Here is a 17,847-nt window from a genome sequence, read left to right on the forward strand (position 1 = left end):
GGTATAGAGATATATGAAAGAAGAACTTTCGATTATTGAGATTCTCCAAAGTGCTCTTCAAAAGGAAGCCTCAGATGTGCATATTACATCAGGAATTCCCCCAGTTTTTCGTATAAAGGGACATTTAATACCTCAAACCCAATATCCTACACTTACGCCTCAATTAACTTATAGACTTATATTTAGCCTTTTGACTGAAGAGCAAAAGCAAAAATTACAGGAAAATAAAGAGTTGGATTTCTCAGTAGGAATCAGCGGAGAGGGTAGGTTTAGAGTAAATGCTTTTTGGCAAAGAGGAAGCCTTGCAGCAGTATTTAGATTAATACCTTGGAAAATTCCAACAATAGAGGAGTTAAGGTTACCATTAGTTTTGAAAGATTTGGCTGCTCTTCCAAGAGGACTAATACTAGTAACTGGACCTACAGGAAGTGGTAAGTCTACTACTCTTGCTTCTATGATTGACTATATAAACTCAAATTTTAGTAGGCATATTATTACTATTGAGGATCCTATTGAGTATTTACATACTCACAAAAAGTCTATTGTTAACCAAAGAGAAGTAGGAAGCGATACCTATTCTTTTGCAAATGCTTTAAGGTCAGCTTTAAGAGAGGATCCTGATGTAATCCTCGTGGGTGAGATGCGAGACTTAGAAACCACAGCTATAGCCATAACGGCAGCAGAGACAGGACACTTAGTAATGGCTACTCTGCATACTGTAGATGCTGTACAAAGTATAGAAAGAATTGTAGACCAATTCCCTGCCCATCAGCAGCAACAGATAAGATTGCAACTTTCTGGAGTTATACAAGGTATCATATCTCAACAACTTTTACCAAGAAAGGATGGCACAGGAAGAATTGTTGCAACAGAGATTTTAATTGGAATTCCAGCTGTAAGAAGTTTGATAAGAGAAGGAAAAACCCCACAAATATATAGTGTAATTCAAACGGGGGGAAGATATGGAATGCAAACAATGGATCAAAGTCTTGCAGATCTTGTGAAAAAAGGACTTATTTCTCAAGAAGTAGCCTTTGAAAGGGCAGTGAATAGAGAGGAATTAATCCGTCTTTTGGGGGGAGAAGTAAGGAGGTGAGGGGATAGATGGCTAAAGTATATGTTTATCAAGCACGAAATATGAAAGGTGAGTTAGTCACTGGAGAATATGAAGCAGAAAACATGAGAGAGGTAGCCATAAGGTTAAGAGGAATGAATTTGTACCCTATAAGAATAGAGGAGAAAAGAACGCCCTCCTCATTTTTCAGTTTAACATTAGCGCCTAAAAAGGAAAGAGTTGGAAAGGTAAAGTTAACGGATCTTACAGTGTTTACAAGACAGTTTGCTACAATGATTAATGCAGGCCTTTCTCTTTCTACTTGTCTAAATATTCTCTCTGAACAGAGTGAAAGTAAAGCATTAAAGCAGATACTAAAGGAAGTTCAGAGAATGGTAGATGAAGGAAGTTCTCTTTCTGAGGCTTTTGCAAAATTTCCTGATGTTTTTTCTCCTTTATATATAAATATGGTGAAAGCAGCAGAATCTGCTGGAACCCTCGATGAAACTTTGGAAAGACTTGCAGTGACTCTTGAAAAGCAACAGGAATTAAGAAGAAAAATAAAATCTGCCATGACTTACCCAGTTATAGTGTTGATCATTGCTATTGGAGCTGGTTTTGGCATGTTGACCTTTCTTGTTCCTATATTTGCAGGTATGTTTGAAAGTATGGGAGCTCAACTTCCTTTACCTACTGCCATACTCTTAAAGATGAGTAAATTTATAACTAGCAATATTCTTTTGATTTTGCTTGGGGCAATAATTTTAGTGCTGGGAGCCATAAGAGCTTGGAAGAATCCTAAGATAAAGGATAAAATAGACGAAATAATTTTGAAGATTCCAGTTTTTGGAGGCTTAATTCAAAAGACCTCAGTGGTAAATTTTGCGACCACTCTTGCAGCTCAGGTAAGAACTGGAGTTCCTATCCTTCAAGCATTACAGCTCGCCGGACAAACAGCAGGAAATAGTGTGTTTAGAAAAGCAATTGATTTAACAAGGCAAAGGGTTAGAGAGGGAGAAAGAATTGCGCCTGTTTTAAGGGAAACAAAGGTATTCCCACCAATGGTGGTACATATGATATCTATTGGAGAAGAATCTGGTTCTTTGGAACAAATGTTAAATAAGATCGCAGAATTTTATGAAGGTGAAGTAGCAGCAGCGGTTGAGAGTTTGACTTCTCTTATTGAGCCTTTAATGATGGTATTTGTGGGTGGTATAGTTGGTGGAATGCTAATTGCATTATACCTACCTATATTCACCATGTTCCAGTACATAAAATGATAAAACCCGCTTTAGAGCTTTGGCTAAAGTATAGAGAAACAGGGGATAAAAAAGTTCTTGAGGAACTCCTTGAAGTTTTTGATGATCTGATATACTACTGGGCTTCAAAGTTTACTTCTTATGGAGAGCCTTTAGAAGACTTAGTACAAATAGGTTATCTTGGCTTTTTAAAGGCTGTTGAAAACTATGATCCTGAAAAGGGTGATCTTTCCACATACATTTCTCATTACGTATTAGGTGAAATAAGGCATCATTTAAGGGATAAAATAGATAAAATAAAAATTCCAAGAAGTGTTAAGGGTTTGATAAATAAGATGGATAATTTTATAAAAGAGGTGTGGGAAAAGGAAAATAGATCTCCTTCTTGTGAGGAAATTGCGAAGCATCTAAATATTACTGTAGAATCGGTAGAAGAGCTTTTTAAAATTAAAGAGGCTATGATGACTGTATCTCTGGAAGATTTAGAGATTGAGATGGATAGAATAAGAGCTGAGAAATTAGAATCTTTTAAACTTCCAATAGAAGATAAGATTGCCTTAGAACAAGCATTAGCTAAACTTCCTGATATACAAAGAAAGGTAATTGAGTATATTTTTTATCAGGACTTAACTCAAACAGAGGTAGCAAAAATATTAAAGATATCCCAGTCACAGGTTTCGAGAATATTAAGGAGTGCTTTGGAGAAGTTGAAAGAAATGCTTTAATTATTCTCTTTGCCTTGGTATGAATAGAAGATGTTTAAAAATGGTATAATATTAATCAAAAGAAAAATTTTTGAGGGAAGGAGGACCCGAAAAATGAGAAGAGAGAGAGGTTTTACACTAATTGAGTTGATGGTAGTTATTGTGATCATTGCAATTTTAGCAGCAGTAGCACTTCCAAACTTTATGGGAGCAACTGAGAGAGCAAGAGAGTCTGCAGTAAGAAGTGCTATGAAGACTATCCAAACAGCATTAGAGATGTATGCAACAGAACATAGTGGAACATATACGAATGATTTAAATGGTATATTGCCTCATTTACCCGGCAATAAATTCCCTAATAGTCCTGCAACGAATTCTCCTTATGTTATTGGTCAAAACCTTATGCAAGCTAGCGGTAATCCTCCATCTACACCAGTCTTGAATACTAACCCTAACACTAATGAGCAATATGCTATAGTTTACTTATATAATCCTGTAGAGAATTCCTATACTTTAAAGGGGTATAATAGGACTAACACTAAAGAAGTTTTGACTCTTTCAAACAAGTAGTTGATCAATAATCTTATATGGTTAGGCTAAAGGACAAGCCTATCAGGGGCTTGTCCTTTATTTTATCTTTTTATAAGGTAGGGAAATACTTATGAATAAGATGGGGTTTACATTAGTTGAGCTTCTTGTAGTGATTGTAATTATATCAATTCTTGCTCTTGTTGGAATAGCAGGCTACTCTATATATGTAGAGAGGGCAAGGGAAAGTTCTGCCAGGAGTGCTCTTAAGGCTATACAAGTTGCTTTAGAGATGTATTCTACAGATAACAAAGGGAAATATCCTATTGCAAACAATTTAAGTGAGCTAAAATTTCAGATATTAAATTATTTGCCAGGTAGAGAATATCCAGATAATCCTTCCAACAACATGCCATACTCTGATGAAAATAATGATCACTACAAGATTTCCTATACTTATGATCCTTTAGAGAACCGTTATACATTGACAGTTATGGATAGGTATAATATAAAGAGATTATATTTTTTGTCTAACAGTATTTCCTTCTTACATTAGGAGAAAAAGGAGTGATTAATATGGCAGAGGACAGATGGAAGAAACTATGGGATACTCTAAAGCCTCAGATAGCTTCGGCAATTCAAAAGGCGGGAGAGACTGCTCAAAAAGCTGGTGAAGTAATTTCAGAGATGGCAAAGACTCTTGGTAAAGAGTCTGCTAAACTCGCTAAAATTGGAAAATTAAAGGCAGATATTCTTATTCTTGAAGGAAATAAAGATAACCTTTTAAGAAAGCTTGGAGAAAAGTTATACCAATTATATAAGAATGAGGAAGAGATTAAGAAAGAAGTATTTTCTGAGCTTGTGAAAGAAATCGAGGAATTAGATAAGAAGATTTTAGAGAAACAGAAAGAGATAGAAAGCATAGCAAAAGAGGAGAATTTGAATCCAGAAGATATCGAAAAAATTCCTGCTGTTGAAGATGAAGAAAAGAAAGATTAAAGATTTTCCTACTTCTGAAAGACCAAGGGAAAGATTATTAAATTATGGAGAAAAAGCTCTTTCGGATGTTGAACTTCTTGCTATTATTTTGAGGACAGGAGATAAAAAATATTCTGTTTATGAGCTTGCTCAAAATTTGATAATTGATTTTGGAAGTTTAAGGAGAATTGCAGAAGTTGGAATAGGAGAGCTTATTAAATATCCTGGAATTGGTGTTACCAAGGCTATTCAAATAAAAGCAAGTATTGAACTTGGAAGAAGGATATTTTCTGAGAAAAAGAGCTACTTTGGGGAAAGCATCTCAAATCCTTATGACGCTTTTTTAATCTTTAAGGAAGATATGTTTGATCTAAAAGAAGAGCATCTTTTTTGTATTTATATGGATATAAAGAATAAGTGTTTGAGTAAAAGGCTTATTGCAAAAGGCGATTTGAATATTGTGTATGCTTCTCCAAGGGATATTTTTAAATATGCTCTTCAGGAGAATTCTGCTAAAATAATTCTTGCTCATAATCATCCATCGGGAGATCTTACTCCCAGTGAAGATGATGTAATCTTTACAAAGAGATTAATTGAGGCTGGAAAAATTTTAGGGATTGAGGTTCTTGATCATCTCATTATCCACAATGAAGATTATTTGAGTTTGAAGGAAAAAAATTTTATATAATCTTATTATGGAGCAGAAATCTCTGTGGGATCTTTTTCAAGAAAATACCGAGAAAGAGTCCAAAAGGAAGATTCTGATTATTGATGGCTCAAGCCTCATATACAGGGTTTATTACGCCCTTCCCCCTTTAAAGACAAAAAATGGTGAATTAACTAATGCTCTTTATGGCTTCATAAGAATACTTTTAAAGGCCGTAGAAGATTTTAATCCTGATCTTGTAGGCGTTGCCTTTGATAGACCTGAACCTACTTTTAGGCATGTGATTTATAAAGAGTATAAGGCTAAGAGACCACCTATGAAGGATGATTTGAAAGCGCAGATACCATGGATAAGAGAATTTCTAAGGTTAAATGATATACCTCTATTGGAAGAGCCTGGCTATGAAGCGGATGATATAATAGCTACTATAGTGAATAAATATAAGGATGATTTAAAATATATTCTCTCTGGAGATTTAGATCTTTTGCAATTAGTCTCGGACAAAACCTTTCTAATACATCCTCAAAAGGGAATTACTGAGTTTACTATTTATGATCCAAAAGCTGTAAAGGATAGGTTTGGAGTAGAGCCCTATAAGATTCCCTTATACAAAGTATTAGTAGGGGACGAATCTGATAATATTCCAGGAGTAAATGGAATAGGTCCTAAAAAGGCCTCAAAGATTCTTGAGAAAATTTCAAGTGTAGATGAATTTAAAAGTAAAATAAAAGTTTTGGATAGTGATTTAAGGGAGCTTATTGAGAAAAATTGGAATATTATTGAAAGAAATTTAGAACTTGTTACTTTAAAAAATATAGATAAGGATCTTATTCTTAAACCCTTCGAGATTAAAAGAGATGAAAAAGTAATAGATTTTTTGAAGAGATATGAACTTAAGAGTATTCTTCAAAAGTTATTTCCTGATCTTCAAGAGGAAGAAAATATAGAGATTAAAGATGTCGAAGAGATCAATTTTAATGAGGTAGAAAAAGAAGGCTACTTTGCCTTTAAATGTCTTGGAGATAGGGCTTTTGAGGGTATTTCTCTTTCCTTCAAGGAGGGGGAAGGATATTTTATATCTCCTTTTGATTTCAATAATGAGATAAGAAAGAAGATTGAAAATATAATTTCTTCAGAGAATGTTAAAAAAATTGGCTCTTATATTCAAAGAGATTTACATTTTTTAAACTGTAAAATAAAGGGCGATGTATTTGATGTTAGTCTCGCATCTTATCTTTTGAACCCTGAAAGACAAAATCACTCTCTTGATATTTTGATAGGAGAGTATCTAAATAAAACCTCTTTTATTCCTCAAAAATACGCTGGTTATCTTTTTCCGTTAAAGTCTATTCTTGAGGAGAGGATAAAGAATGAAGGGTTAGAATTTGTACTTTATAACATAGAGATTCCATTAATCCCTGTACTTTACTCCATGGAGAAGTGGGGGATAAAGGTAGATAAGGAATATTTAAAACAGCTTTCTGATGAATTCTGCGAGAGAATTAAAAAATTGGAAGAAGAGATATATGAACTTGCAGGAACCAGATTTAATCTCAATTCTCCAAAACAACTTTCTGAAGTTTTATTTGAGAGGTTAAAACTTCCTTCTGGTAAGAAAGGAAAAACAGGATATTCTACGTCGTCTTCTGTGCTTCAAAACTTAATAAATGCTCATCCTATAGTGAGAAAAATCCTCCAATATAGAGAACTCTATAAATTGAAGAGTACTTATGTGGATGCTATTCCTAATCTGGTTAATCCACAAACAGGTAGAGTTCATACAAAATTTAATCCTACAGGTACAGCTACAGGAAGAATAAGTAGTAGTGAACCTAATCTTCAGAATATTCCTATAAAAAGTGAAGAAGGTAGAAAGATAAGAAGAGCCTTCGTGTCAGAAGATGGATATTTTCTTGTATCTCTTGATTATTCTCAGATAGAGCTAAGGATTATGGCTCATCTTTCTCAGGAGCCTAAATTAATATCTGCCTTCCAAAAAGGAGAGGATATTCATAGAAGAACAGCATCGGAGATTTTTGGAGTGCCAGAGGAAGAAGTTGATGATCTTTTAAGGTCAAGGGCAAAGGCCGTTAATTTTGGAATTATTTATGGTATCTCTTCTTTTGGACTTTCTGAGACTGTAAGTATTACACCAGAAGAGGCAGAGAAATTTATAGACTCGTATTTTAAGCACTATCCAAGAGTGAAGCTTTTTATAGATAAGACTATTCATGAGGCAAGAGAAAAACTGTACGTTAAAACCTTATTTGGCAGAAAAAGATATATTCCTGAGATTAAGAGCATAAATAAACAGGTAAGGAATGCCTATGAAAGGATAGCAATAAATGCGCCAATTCAGGGAACAGCTGCTGATATTATAAAACTTGCCATGATAGAAATTTACAAGGAGATTGAAAATAAAAATCTCAAGTCAAGAATACTCCTTCAAATTCATGATGAGCTTATTCTTGAAGTGCCAGAGGAGGAGATGGAATTTACTCCTTTAATGGCAAAGGAAAAAATGGAAAAGGTGGTAGAACTTTCGGTTCCTCTTGTAGTTGAAATCTCGGTAGGTAAAAATCTTGCTGAATTAAAATGAGCTATAAGATTGGTATAACAGGTGGTATTGGCACAGGAAAGTCTCTTGTAAGTAATATTCTGAAGGAACTTGGAATAATTGTCATAAGTGCTGATGAGATTGTAAGAGAGCTTCAGAAAGATCCTTATTATCTGCAGAAAATTAGAGAAATTTTTGGGGATAATGTTTTTGATAAAGGTAACCTCGATAGGAAGAAACTTGCAAAGATAATTTTTTCAGATTCTGATGCAAGAAGAAAATTAGAGAATCTTCTTCACCCGCCTGTCCTAGAAGAAATTAAAAAGAAATTAGAAGAGCTTAAGGAAAGAGATATAATTGCTGTGGAGGTTCCTCTTTTGTTTGAAGTGGGGATTGAAGATTGGTTTGATGAAATCTGGGTTGTTTACGCTCCATTTGAGCTTCAACTTGAAAGAATTGTTAATAGAGATAATATATCAAAAGAAGATGCTGTTGCAAGAATAAGAGCTCAAATCCCTATAGAAGAAAAGCTTAAAAAAGCTGATTTTGTAATCTACAATGATAAAGATATAGAGAGTACTAAAAATCAAATTAAAGAAAGAGTTTCAACCATATACAGAATGATATATAATAAAAATTTGGAGTAAATATGAGTGGATTTATATTAGTTTCTGAATTCAAACCCTGTGGTGATCAGCCTCAGGCTATAGAGAAACTTACCGAAGGAGTTAAGAGGGGTCTTAGATATCAGACCCTTATAGGGGTTACTGGTTCTGGAAAAACTTTTACCATGGCAAATATTATAGCAAATGTACAGAAGCCTACCCTGGTTATTGCTCCTAATAAAACTTTAGCAGCCCAGCTTTATAGTGAGTTTAAAGAGTTTTTTCCCTACAATGCTGTGGAATATTTTGTAAGCTATTACGATTATTACCAACCCGAAGCTTACATTCCCCAAACGGATACTTATATAGAAAAGGATGCAGATATTAATGACAGAATAGATAGGTTGAGACATAGTACTACAAGTTCTCTCTTGTCTCGGAGAGATGTAATAGTAGTGGCAAGCGTTTCATGTATATATGGCTTAGGTTCTCCTACCGATTATGCAGAAATGATCCTTATGGTAAAGAGAGGAGAAGATCTTCCAAGAGATACTTTACTTAGAAAACTTATTAAACTTCAGTATGAAAGGAACGATTATGAATTTACTAGAGGAAAGTTTAGGGTAAGAGGAGACGTAGTAGAAGTTTTTCCCATAGGCGGAGAGACCGCTATAAGGATTGAGTATTGGGGAGATACCATTGAGAGGATTTCAGAGATTGATCCTCTGAATGGAAAAAGAGTTGTTGATTTTAATGAGGTTTTTATATATCCTGCGACTCACTATATAGCTCCTACAGAAAAGATGGAAAGAGCTATTGAGTCTATAAAAAGAGAGCTTGAGGAAAGGCTTGAAGAGTTGAGATCTCAAGGTAAATTTCTTGAAGCAAAAAGACTTGAAGCAAGAACTCTTTATGATATAGAACTTTTGAGAGAAGTAGGATATTGTAAAGGAATTGAAAACTATTCAAGACATTTTGATGGAAGAAAACCAGGAGAGCCTCCTTATACCCTTCTTGATTATTTTCCTGATGATTTTCTTGTATTTATCGATGAGTCCCATTTAACCATTCCTCAACTTAGAGCCATGTATCATGGTGATAAGTCGAGAAAGGACAATTTGGTAGAGTATGGTTTTAGATTACCCTCTGCCTATGATAATAGACCCTTAACCTTTGAGGAATTTTGGGAAAGAGTTCCTCAAGTAATTTTTGTTTCTGCTACTCCCGCAGAGTTTGAGTTGTCAGTGTCAGAACAGGTTGTAGAACAGCTTATAAGACCTACAGGACTTCTTGATCCTGAAATAGAAGTGCATCCTACAGAAGGACAGATAGACCATTTAATATCTGAGATAAAAAAGGTAGTAGCTCGTGGAGAACGAGTACTTGTTACTACACTTACCAAAAGAACAGCAGAAGATCTTGTTGAGTATCTTTCAAATCTTGGTATCAATGTTACTTATCTCCATTCCGAGATAGAAACTTTGGAAAGAACAGGGATTTTGCAGAGTTTAAGACTTGGAAAGTTTGATGTCCTTGTAGGAATAAACTTGCTTAGAGAAGGGCTTGATCTTCCTGAAGTATCTTTGGTGGCAATCCTTGATGCAGATAGGGAAGGATTTTTGAGATCAGAAAGATCTCTTATTCAGGTAATGGGAAGGGCTGCAAGAAACGTAAATGGTAAAGTAATAATGTATGCGGATGTGATAACGGACTCTATGAGGAGAGCTATTGAAGAGACACAAAGAAGAAGAAGAATTCAAATGGAATATAACCAGGCTCATGGTATAACTCCAAAGAGTATCAAAAAACCAGTAAAAGAGGTATTTGATTTTGTTGAAGCAGTATCAGAGAAAAAAGTTGATTATAAAGCAGTCTCTAAAAAGTTATCTATAGATGAGATTGAAGAGGTAATAAAACAACTTGAAAAGGAAATGTATGAAGCAGCTGCAGAGCTTGATTTTGAAAAGGCTGCCTATTTGAGGGATCAGATTAAAGAATTAAAAAATGAATTGAAAAAGAAGACAAGATTATGAGCGAGTATATTAGGATACGAGGGGCTAGAGAGCACAACCTAAAGAATATTAACTTAGATCTTCCAAGGAATAAATTGATAGTATTTACTGGTATTAGTGGCTCAGGCAAATCATCCCTTGCCTTTGATACTATTTATGCTGAGGGTCAGCGAAGATATGTGGAATCTCTGTCTACTTATGCAAGACAGTTTTTAGGACAGCTAAATAAGCCTGACGTGGATGTCATCGAAGGACTTTCACCTGCTATTTCTATAGATCAGAAGACCGTCATAAAGAATCCTAGATCTACGGTAGGTACTGTTACAGAGATTTATGACTATCTTAGACTTCTTTTTGCAAATATAGGAAAGCCTCATTGTCCTTTCTGTGGTATAGAGATTTCTGCTCAAACCTCTCAGGAAATTGTGGAAAAGATATTGTCTTGGGATGAAGGTACAAGGATTCAGATATTATCGCCTGTGGTTAGGGGAAGAAAGGGTGAGTATAAAAAACTCTTGGATAATTTAAGAAAAGAGGGGTTTTTAAGAGTAAAGATTGATGGAGAAATGTATTCTCTTGAAGATGAGATAGAATTGGATAAAAATAAAAAGCACGATATATATGTAGTTATAGATAGATTGGTAATAAAACCCGATGTAAGGACAAGACTGGCAGACTCAGTAGAGCTTGCTTTAAAACTTAGTGAGGGGCTTGTATTAGTTGAAAAGTATTTGGAGGATGGAAAATTTGAAGAACATATATTTAGTGAGAATTTTTCTTGTCCCATATGTGGTTTCAGCTTTGGAGAGATAACTCCAAGGCTATTTTCCTTTAATAGTCCTTATGGAGCTTGTCCTGCTTGTTCTGGACTTGGTGGGAAAAAGGAGTTTGATCCTGACCTTCTTTTGGACTATGAGAAATCAATCTCTGAAGGGGCTATAATTCCATGGGGAAAAGAAATCTCACCATATTATAGGATTTTACTTACCAACGTTGGGAAAAGGTTGGGTTTTACTCTTGATACTCCTTTGAAGTTTTTTACTGAAAACCAATTAAAGGCTCTTCTTTATGGAGTTCCCTTTGCTGTTGAGGTATATTTACCCGATTGGGATATAGATGGATATAGGCATTTTGAGGGTTTGATAAATATCTTTAACAAGAGGTATCAAGAGACAGAGTCTGAAGATGTGAGGACTTTTTATGAAAGATTTATGGTATTTTCTCCATGTAGTGTTTGTAATGGAAAGAGGCTTAAAAAGGAAGCCTTGTCGGTTTATATTAATGGAAAAAATATAGCAGATGTTTCCTCCATGAATATGCTGGAATTAAGGGAATTTTTTGAGAACCTTAACCTATCTGAAAGAGAAAAGATAATTGCCTCTCCAATACTAAAGGAGATTCTTCAGAGGGTAAATTTTCTTATTGAGGTAGGGGTTGACTATCTTACCCTTGATAGATCTGCAGATACTTTGTCGGGAGGAGAGTCTCAAAGGGTTCGTCTCGCTACTCAAATTGGGTCAGGACTTGTAGGGGTTATATATGTGTTGGATGAGCCAAGCATAGGTTTACATCCAAGAGATAATGAGAAGTTGATTAAGAACCTAAAGAGTTTAAGAGATCTTGGCAATACAGTCATAGTTGTGGAACATGATGAAGAGATAATGAGATCGGCAGATTTTATTGTAGATATAGGGCCAGGTGCAGGTGAAAAAGGAGGAGAAATTGTAGTAGCAGGTCCTCTCTCAGAAGTTCTGAAACATCCTACTTCTATTACTGCTCAATATTTAAGAGGTGAAAGACAAATACCTATACCTAAAAAGCGAAGAAGTATAGGAAGAAGATGGTTAGAGATTAAAGGAGCTAGGGCAAGAAATTTAAAGAATATAGATGTTAGAATTCCTCTTGGAACTTTTGTTTGTCTTACTGGAGTCTCAGGCTCTGGAAAGAGTACCCTTGTGGAGGAGATAATATATCCTGCTTTACAAAAGGCAATTCATGGTAAGAAGATAAAAAGCGAATATTACGATGAAATAAAAGGTACAGAGTATATTGATAAAGTTATAGTGATAGATCAATCTCCTATAGGAAGAACTCCTCGTTCTAACCCAGCTACTTATACTAATCTTTTTACCGAAATCCGAGAACTTTTTGCCCAACTTCCTGAGGCAAAGATGAGAGGATACAAGCCAGGCAGATTTAGTTTTAATGTTAAGGGGGGAAGGTGCGAAGCTTGTAAAGGCGAGGGAATGGTAAAAGTTGAAATGCATTTTTTACCTGATATTTATATCCCTTGTGAAGTATGTAAAGGAAAAAGATATAATAGTGAGACTTTAGAGATAACTTATAAAGGAAAAAATATAGCAGATGTTCTTGACATGAGTGTGGAAGAAGCACTGGAATTTTTTGAAAATTTCCCATCCATAAGGAGAAAGTTAGAAACTTTGTACGATGTAGGTCTTGGTTACATAAAATTAGGACAGCCTGCCACTACCCTTTCTGGGGGAGAAGCACAAAGAATTAAGCTTGCAGCTGAGCTTTCTAGAAGAAGTACAGGAAAGACTTTTTATATCCTTGATGAACCTACCACAGGACTCCATTTTGCTGATGTAGAAAAGTTACTAAATCTTCTTCATAGACTGGTAGATCAAGGAAATACGGTTCTTGTTATAGAACATAACTTAGATGTGATAAAAACTGCTGATTATATCATTGATTTAGGACCAGAGGGTGGAGATAGAGGGGGAGAGATTATAGCCGAAGGAACTCCCGAAGAAGTTGCTATGAATGGGAGATCTTATACAGGGAAGTTTTTAAGAAAAATACTTTTTAAGGAAGAGGCAAAAAGTGAAAGGTGCTCTTAAGTTAGATAAAGGGTTTATAGTAGTGGAATATGAAAGTAGTCTGATTAAGAGAGTATATTGGACAAATGAATCTGAAGAAGAGAAGAATTTTCCAGGAAGAGAACTTTTTATTGATTACTTTTCAGGTAAAAAAGTTGATTTTGGTGAGTTAAATATTGATTTGACTGAGTTTCCTTCTTTTTTTAAGAGAATTTATGAGGTTGCAAGAAGAATACCCTATGGAAAGGTTACAAGTTATAAGAGTATTGCAGAACTTATTGGAAATAGTAAGCTTCAGAGGGTTGTAGGAAATGCTATGAAAAACAATCCTTTCTTGATTATAGTCCCATGTCATCGAGTTGTAAAAAGTGATGGAAGTTTAGGAAATTTTTCTCTTGGAGTCGAATTTAAAAAATACTTATTGACCTTAGAGGGGGTAAGGTTGGAGAATGAAAAGGTATCTTGCTTTAGATATTGGTGGTACTAAGATTGCCTGCGGAAGGTTTACTGAAGACGGTCTTTTAGAAGAAAAGATTTTATTCCCCACAAGAGCAGAAAGAGGTTATAAAGAGATTTTAAAAGATATAGTTTCTGTACTTTTAAGGTTGAAGACTGAGGATACTATAGCTCTTGGAGTTGGTACTGCAGGTCCCCTTGATAGAATTAAAGGAGAGATATATTCTCCGCCTAATCTCCCAGGTTGGGATGGTGTTCCTCTAAAGAAAGATCTTTATGAAAATTTGAAAATTCCTATTTTCATTGACAATGATGCTAATGCTGCTTGTTTAGGAGAATATATTTTTGGTGCTGGAAAAGGAGTAAAAAATATGGTTTATGTTACAGTAAGCACTGGTATAGGTGGAGGAATTATTATAAATGGTAGTTTAGTACATGGAGTAAGGGATAGTGCTGGAGAAGTGGGGCATCAAACCATAGTTCCTGATGGTCCTTTATGTAATTGTGGAAATAAAGGATGTTTAGAAGCTCTCTCTTCGGGCACTGCTATAGCTAAAAGAGCAATGGAAGAAATTAATAGTGGAAAGGATACTATATTAAAGCAATGGGCGAAAAATGAAAAAATAACTGCGAAGCATGTTAGGGAAGCTATGCTTATGGGGGACGAAGTTGCGAGAGAGATTTGGAATAACGCTATGGAATATTTGGGTATAGGCATAGGAAATATTATTACCATTGTTTCGCCTGAAAGAGTGGTTATAGGTGGAAGTATTGGGCTTTCAGGTAAAGATGTAATTGAAAAAATAAGAGAAGTGGTTAAGCGGAGGGTTTTTCTTGTGCCTGTAGATATGGTAGATATAGTTCAAGCAGAATTAGGCGAAGATGTAGGTATATATGGTGCTTTTGCGGTAGCTTTAGTAGAAATGAGAAATAGAGGAGGGGATTAATAGAACCCCCTCCTCTATTTTGATGGAGTCATAAAAGGCATAGTTGCGTTGAGATTTAATGGCTCTTTTTGTCTTATTATTTTTCCTTGTGGAAGAGTTCTTAAGGCATTTGGAGATAGGTTAGAATTAATCTTTATATCTTGCCATAAGATCTCAATATAAGGTCTATTTTGAACGTCATATATTATTATCTTTGTAGGGTAGTAATCTTTGGTAATATAGAACTCAAAGTAAGAGTAATTAGTTTTTAACTCTGGTTTTAAAGGAACTCCTGTGATTTTATAGAGCTTTTGATTTTTATCTGTTATCTCTTCCACTTTTAAGGAGAAGTCATCTTTACTTCCAACCATAGGCAATGTGGAGAAAGACATAGTGTAGGTCTGGGTAGTAGTATAAGGTGCTTCAATTATTTGTTTTGTTGATGGTGAATACATTCTTGTAATTTTTTTCTCCCCGTCAATTAAAATTATTTGTCCCGCAAGAAGGGCTGGCTCTGTAAAGTCTATTCTCAATATTTCAGGATTTTTTATTGCTTTTAACTCCATAGACATTTTTGTAGGTAAGCTTTCCCCTTTACTTGAATAAGAATATACTGTTATAGTCATTTTCATACTTATATCCTTTGCAGAGCTCCATTTTTGCTCAAGATTCTTTAAAATGTCCTCTCCTGTTTTTGCATAAATTATAGAGGGTATTAGAAGAAGAATTACAAGAAAACTAAGAATTTTTTTCATTTTTTAGCCTCCTTTAAAATTGATAGGTTATTTTAAGGCCAAGACTTGTATTCTCTTGAGTTGTATTCTTTTCATATTTTAAATATATACTGTTCCACATCGTACCCTGTAAAGTTGGAAAGTTTAACGCTAATTGCATATAGCTCCAGTTATTATTTTTTGAAGATAATACATATCTAATAGAGCTTGACAAGCTAAGATAATTAGATAGATTCCAGGTCAGATTTATTCCCAAATTAAATTTGTGCTCTGAATCTTTAAAGTTGTAAAAATATCCGAGTATATATTCTGGAAATATTGTTGAGGACAAAGGTAGACTTAGGCTGATAATTCCTCCTATGTCACCAGGATCAAATATACAGAAAGAAGGAGTATTAGGGTTTAAGTATCCCAAAAGTCCTTTTATAGATAAACTTCCTAAAGATAGACTAGCGCTATTTAATATACTTCCATAAATGACGGAATCTTTGAGATATAGGCTGGCATTTTGAATTATGTTTATATTTCCAAGGGGAAGGTTAGCTTTATTTAATAAAGAGATATCAATTAAATAATTTTCTTGTCCATCATTAATGGATGTTAATGATAGGTTAATATATTTGTTGTCTGTGATTTTAGAGTTCCAACCTAAAATCTTTAACGGGATTTCGTTGGGTAAGTGGTAATAATAAGGAAGATCAAAGAATTTTCTTGCTCCGTATCCTGAAAGGTAAAATATCTCATTGTTGTAAAGATAAAAGCTAATTTGATGTCCCTTTAATTCTAGATTCTCTGTCATGAGATTAAGATAAGGATAGAATTTTCCGTAGATAAACTTTATATATAAGGTTTGAAGGAAGATCTTATAGGAAAAAACTGAATTGGGATTATAAAATAAAGAAAGTCCTGCACCTAAATTCTCGCTCCACCATTTTTCAACGGAAAAGATATAGTCTTGGCCGTAAACGGAATTAACCTCAGTACTAATTTCAAGATTTCCCCATTCTTGGGAGAAAGCTGGTGAAACTATAAAAATAAGGACGGTAAAAATCAGAATCGTTTTTCTCATATTTCCCTCCCTTTTGACAATTTCTATAATTCTTTTTATAATCCAAAAAAGAATATTTAGCAAGTGAGATGGAAAAACAAAGATTAAATGCTCTCTTTGTTTTAATATTGTTTGTTTTAGATTTGACTTTGTTAAGTCTTGCTCTTCCTATTGCTTATAATCTTCGTTTTAATCTCTTAAGTAGAGTTAGTTACTTCTATGTAGAGCCAAATGAAGCACCGCAATTTTTTCCTTATTATCTTACTGTAAGCATTGTACTTACAATATTATGGATTATTTTGCTCGTTTTTAGTAAAGCCTACAATTTTAAAAATCTTTTCTCTTATTATCCAGTAGTTAATGCTATCACTTTGGGAGTATTTATAGTATCTTCTTTATCCTTCTTTTATAGGGGGTTTTCCTATTCAAGATTGGTCTTTATATTAACTTGGGGAGTTGCTCTTTTGCTAACTTTTCTTTCTAGATTAGTTCTTTATATATTAAGGTTGACAATTTTGGGTAAAAAACCGTTGAGGATTCTGATTATTGGCAACAACGAATTTGCAAGATCTATAATTTCATCTCAGAGGAATAGGAACTATACAGAATACGAGACAATAGATAGAGAAAATTTAGATTTTAGTGATCTTGAGAAAATTGTCTCTGAAAAAGACATACAAGAGATTATTGTGGCAGGAAAAATCTCTGATGATGAATTGTTGAAATTAGTTTCCTTGAAGAGGAAAAGAAGTATATCTATAAAGGTGGTTCCAGAAGGATATTTAATTTTTGCTAAAAGAATTTCTTTTGACGAGATTAGTGGTATACCTTTATTGGAGATAGAATTATCTGCCCTTGAGGGATTCCAGGGATATATAAAAGAAGCTCTGGATTTTGTTCTTGGAACTTTAGGCTTAATAGTTTTTTCGCCTCTTTTTTTAATAATAGCAATTCTTATAAAATTAGATTCTCCTGGACCTGTGTTTTATAAACATTTGAGGGTTGGGAGATATGGTAAACCCTTTTATCTTTGGAAATTTAGGACCATGTATAAGGATGCAGATAAGATCCTTGATAAATATCCTGAATTAAAAAAAGAATTTGAAAAAGAGTTTAAGTTGAAGAATGATCCAAGGGTAACAAAAGTAGGGAAGTTTTTAAGAAAGTTTAGTTTGGATGAGATTCCTCAAATATTCAACATTTTAAAAGGAGAGATGAGTGTAGTAGGACCAAGACCAGTTACTTATAAAGAGCTGGAAAAATATGGAGAATATGCTGAGGAAATATTAAGGGTAAAACCAGGTTTAACAGGCCTTTGGCAGGTAAGTGGAAGAAGTGATGTAGATTATTCTCAAAGAATTAAGTTTGATCTTTACTATATCCAGAATTGGAGCATCTTATTGGATATAAAAATTATTTTGAAAACTATTCCCTCAGTCCTCTTCGGTAAAGGTGCTTATTAAATTATGTTATAATTTT

General features: G+C 34.4%; 16 protein-coding genes. 14 read left to right on the plus strand and 2 right to left on the minus strand.

Annotated features, from left to right (window positions below; genetic code table 11):
* Nucleotides 1-13: 13 nt before the first annotated feature.
* The 13 genes from DICTH_RS03450 to DICTH_RS03510 all read left to right on the plus strand — a co-directional run bounded on the left by DICTH_RS03450 (nt 14) and on the right by DICTH_RS03510 (nt 14,607).
* Nucleotides 14-1,096 carry a type IV pilus twitching motility protein PilT gene (locus DICTH_RS03450; RefSeq protein WP_012547666.1) on the plus strand — a complete coding sequence of 361 codons (1,083 nt, stop codon included), beginning with the start codon at nt 14-16 and terminating at the stop codon, nt 1,094-1,096.
* Between the two features lie 8 nt (nt 1,097-1,104).
* Nucleotides 1,105-2,334 carry a type II secretion system F family protein gene (locus tag DICTH_RS03455; RefSeq protein ID WP_012548647.1) on the plus strand — a complete coding sequence of 410 codons (1,230 nt, stop codon included), beginning with the start codon at nt 1,105-1,107 and terminating at the stop codon, nt 2,332-2,334.
* Entirely contained in the window at nt 2,331-3,038 is a 708-nt protein-coding gene (locus tag DICTH_RS03460) for a sigma-70 family RNA polymerase sigma factor (RefSeq protein ID WP_012547556.1), read from the plus strand. The genes DICTH_RS03455 and DICTH_RS03460 overlap by 4 nt, the downstream gene beginning before the upstream one ends.
* Nucleotides 3,039-3,131: 93 nt before the next feature.
* Nucleotides 3,132-3,587: a type IV pilin protein gene (locus tag DICTH_RS10345; RefSeq protein WP_012548544.1), complete on the plus strand. Its 456-nt coding sequence runs from the start codon at nt 3,132-3,134 to the stop codon at nt 3,585-3,587.
* A gap of 91 nt (nt 3,588-3,678) precedes the next feature.
* On the plus strand, nt 3,679-4,101 hold the full coding sequence (locus DICTH_RS03470; RefSeq protein ID WP_012547898.1) for a type IV pilin protein: 423 nt from the start codon (nt 3,679-3,681) through the stop codon (nt 4,099-4,101).
* A 20-nt stretch (nt 4,102-4,121) separates the two neighbouring features.
* Entirely contained in the window at nt 4,122-4,544 is a 423-nt protein-coding gene (locus DICTH_RS03475; RefSeq protein WP_012547792.1) for a DUF47 family protein, read from the plus strand.
* Nucleotides 4,525-5,211 carry a RadC family protein gene (gene radC, locus DICTH_RS03480; protein WP_012548066.1) on the plus strand — a complete coding sequence of 229 codons (687 nt, stop codon included), beginning with the start codon at nt 4,525-4,527 and terminating at the stop codon, nt 5,209-5,211. Before DICTH_RS03475 ends, radC begins: the two co-directional genes overlap by 20 nt.
* 7 nt (nt 5,212-5,218) lie before the next feature.
* Complete coding sequence (gene polA / locus DICTH_RS03485) at nt 5,219-7,789, plus strand: DNA polymerase I (protein WP_012547156.1); 2,571 nt, start codon at nt 5,219-5,221, stop codon at nt 7,787-7,789.
* Nucleotides 7,786-8,394 carry a dephospho-CoA kinase gene (gene coaE / locus DICTH_RS03490; RefSeq protein ID WP_012548215.1) on the plus strand — a complete coding sequence of 203 codons (609 nt, stop codon included), beginning with the start codon at nt 7,786-7,788 and terminating at the stop codon, nt 8,392-8,394. Before polA ends, coaE begins: the two co-directional genes overlap by 4 nt.
* Nucleotides 8,395-8,396: 2 nt before the next feature.
* Nucleotides 8,397-10,385: an excinuclease ABC subunit UvrB gene (gene uvrB / locus DICTH_RS03495; RefSeq protein ID WP_012548787.1), complete on the plus strand. Its 1,989-nt coding sequence runs from the start codon at nt 8,397-8,399 to the stop codon at nt 10,383-10,385.
* Nucleotides 10,382-13,225 carry an excinuclease ABC subunit UvrA gene (gene uvrA, locus DICTH_RS03500; protein ID WP_012547441.1) on the plus strand — a complete coding sequence of 948 codons (2,844 nt, stop codon included), beginning with the start codon at nt 10,382-10,384 and terminating at the stop codon, nt 13,223-13,225. Before uvrB ends, uvrA begins: the two co-directional genes overlap by 4 nt.
* The gene (locus tag DICTH_RS03505) at nt 13,209-13,691 is read left to right on the plus strand and encodes a methylated-DNA--[protein]-cysteine S-methyltransferase (RefSeq protein ID WP_012548150.1); all 483 of its coding nucleotides are present in this window, start codon (nt 13,209-13,211) and stop codon (nt 13,689-13,691) included. The genes uvrA and DICTH_RS03505 overlap by 17 nt, the downstream gene beginning before the upstream one ends.
* Nucleotides 13,654-14,607: an ROK family protein gene (locus DICTH_RS03510; RefSeq protein ID WP_012547561.1), complete on the plus strand. Its 954-nt coding sequence runs from the start codon at nt 13,654-13,656 to the stop codon at nt 14,605-14,607. The genes DICTH_RS03505 and DICTH_RS03510 overlap by 38 nt, the downstream gene beginning before the upstream one ends.
* Before the next feature lie 14 nt (nt 14,608-14,621).
* Here DICTH_RS03510 and DICTH_RS03515 read toward each other — a convergent pair whose 3' ends face one another.
* Nucleotides 14,622-15,341: a LolA family protein gene (locus DICTH_RS03515; RefSeq protein WP_012548188.1), complete on the minus strand. Its 720-nt coding sequence runs from the start codon at nt 15,339-15,341 to the stop codon at nt 14,622-14,624.
* 13 nt (nt 15,342-15,354) lie between these two features.
* A complete protein-coding gene (locus DICTH_RS03520; RefSeq protein ID WP_012547541.1) occupies nt 15,355-16,389 on the minus strand; it encodes a hypothetical protein in 1,035 nt (344 codons plus the stop codon).
* Nucleotides 16,390-16,457: 68 nt separating this feature from the next.
* Between DICTH_RS03520 and DICTH_RS03525 the strand changes: the two genes are divergently transcribed.
* Nucleotides 16,458-17,831 carry a sugar transferase gene (locus DICTH_RS03525; protein WP_012548354.1) on the plus strand — a complete coding sequence of 458 codons (1,374 nt, stop codon included), beginning with the start codon at nt 16,458-16,460 and terminating at the stop codon, nt 17,829-17,831.
* The last annotated feature ends 16 nt before the right edge of the window (nt 17,832-17,847 follow it).

Origin of the sequence: Dictyoglomus thermophilum H-6-12, from assembly GCF_000020965.1 — a bacterium.
In the GTDB taxonomy this organism is placed as follows: Bacteria; Dictyoglomota; Dictyoglomia; order Dictyoglomales; family Dictyoglomaceae; genus Dictyoglomus; species Dictyoglomus thermophilum.

What these genes read in the sequence shown, in the direction of transcription:
- DICTH_RS03510 (WP_012547561.1), top strand. Translation starts at nt 13,654, where the DNA reads ATGAAAAGGTATCTTGCTTTAGATATTGGTGGTACTAAGATTGCCTGC.
- uvrA (WP_012547441.1), top strand. Translation starts at nt 10,382, where the DNA reads ATGAGCGAGTATATTAGGATACGAGGGGCTAGAGAGCACAACCTAAAG.
- uvrB (WP_012548787.1), top strand. Translation starts at nt 8,397, where the DNA reads ATGAGTGGATTTATATTAGTTTCTGAATTCAAACCCTGTGGTGATCAG.
- coaE (WP_012548215.1), top strand. Translation starts at nt 7,786, where the DNA reads ATGAGCTATAAGATTGGTATAACAGGTGGTATTGGCACAGGAAAGTCT.
- polA (WP_012547156.1), top strand. Translation starts at nt 5,219, where the DNA reads ATGGAGCAGAAATCTCTGTGGGATCTTTTTCAAGAAAATACCGAGAAA.
- DICTH_RS03525 (WP_012548354.1), top strand. Translation starts at nt 16,458, where the DNA reads ATGGAAAAACAAAGATTAAATGCTCTCTTTGTTTTAATATTGTTTGTT.
- radC (WP_012548066.1), top strand. Translation starts at nt 4,525, where the DNA reads ATGAAGAAAAGAAAGATTAAAGATTTTCCTACTTCTGAAAGACCAAGG.
- DICTH_RS03475 (WP_012547792.1), top strand. Translation starts at nt 4,122, where the DNA reads ATGGCAGAGGACAGATGGAAGAAACTATGGGATACTCTAAAGCCTCAG.
- DICTH_RS03460 (WP_012547556.1), top strand. Translation starts at nt 2,331, where the DNA reads ATGATAAAACCCGCTTTAGAGCTTTGGCTAAAGTATAGAGAAACAGGG.
- DICTH_RS03515 (WP_012548188.1), bottom strand. Translation starts at nt 15,341, where the DNA reads ATGAAAAAAATTCTTAGTTTTCTTGTAATTCTTCTTCTAATACCCTCT.
- DICTH_RS03520 (WP_012547541.1), bottom strand. Translation starts at nt 16,389, where the DNA reads ATGAGAAAAACGATTCTGATTTTTACCGTCCTTATTTTTATAGTTTCA.
- DICTH_RS03455 (WP_012548647.1), top strand. Translation starts at nt 1,105, where the DNA reads ATGGCTAAAGTATATGTTTATCAAGCACGAAATATGAAAGGTGAGTTA.
- DICTH_RS10345 (WP_012548544.1), top strand. Translation starts at nt 3,132, where the DNA reads ATGAGAAGAGAGAGAGGTTTTACACTAATTGAGTTGATGGTAGTTATT.
- DICTH_RS03470 (WP_012547898.1), top strand. Translation starts at nt 3,679, where the DNA reads ATGAATAAGATGGGGTTTACATTAGTTGAGCTTCTTGTAGTGATTGTA.
- DICTH_RS03450 (WP_012547666.1), top strand. Translation starts at nt 14, where the DNA reads ATGAAAGAAGAACTTTCGATTATTGAGATTCTCCAAAGTGCTCTTCAA.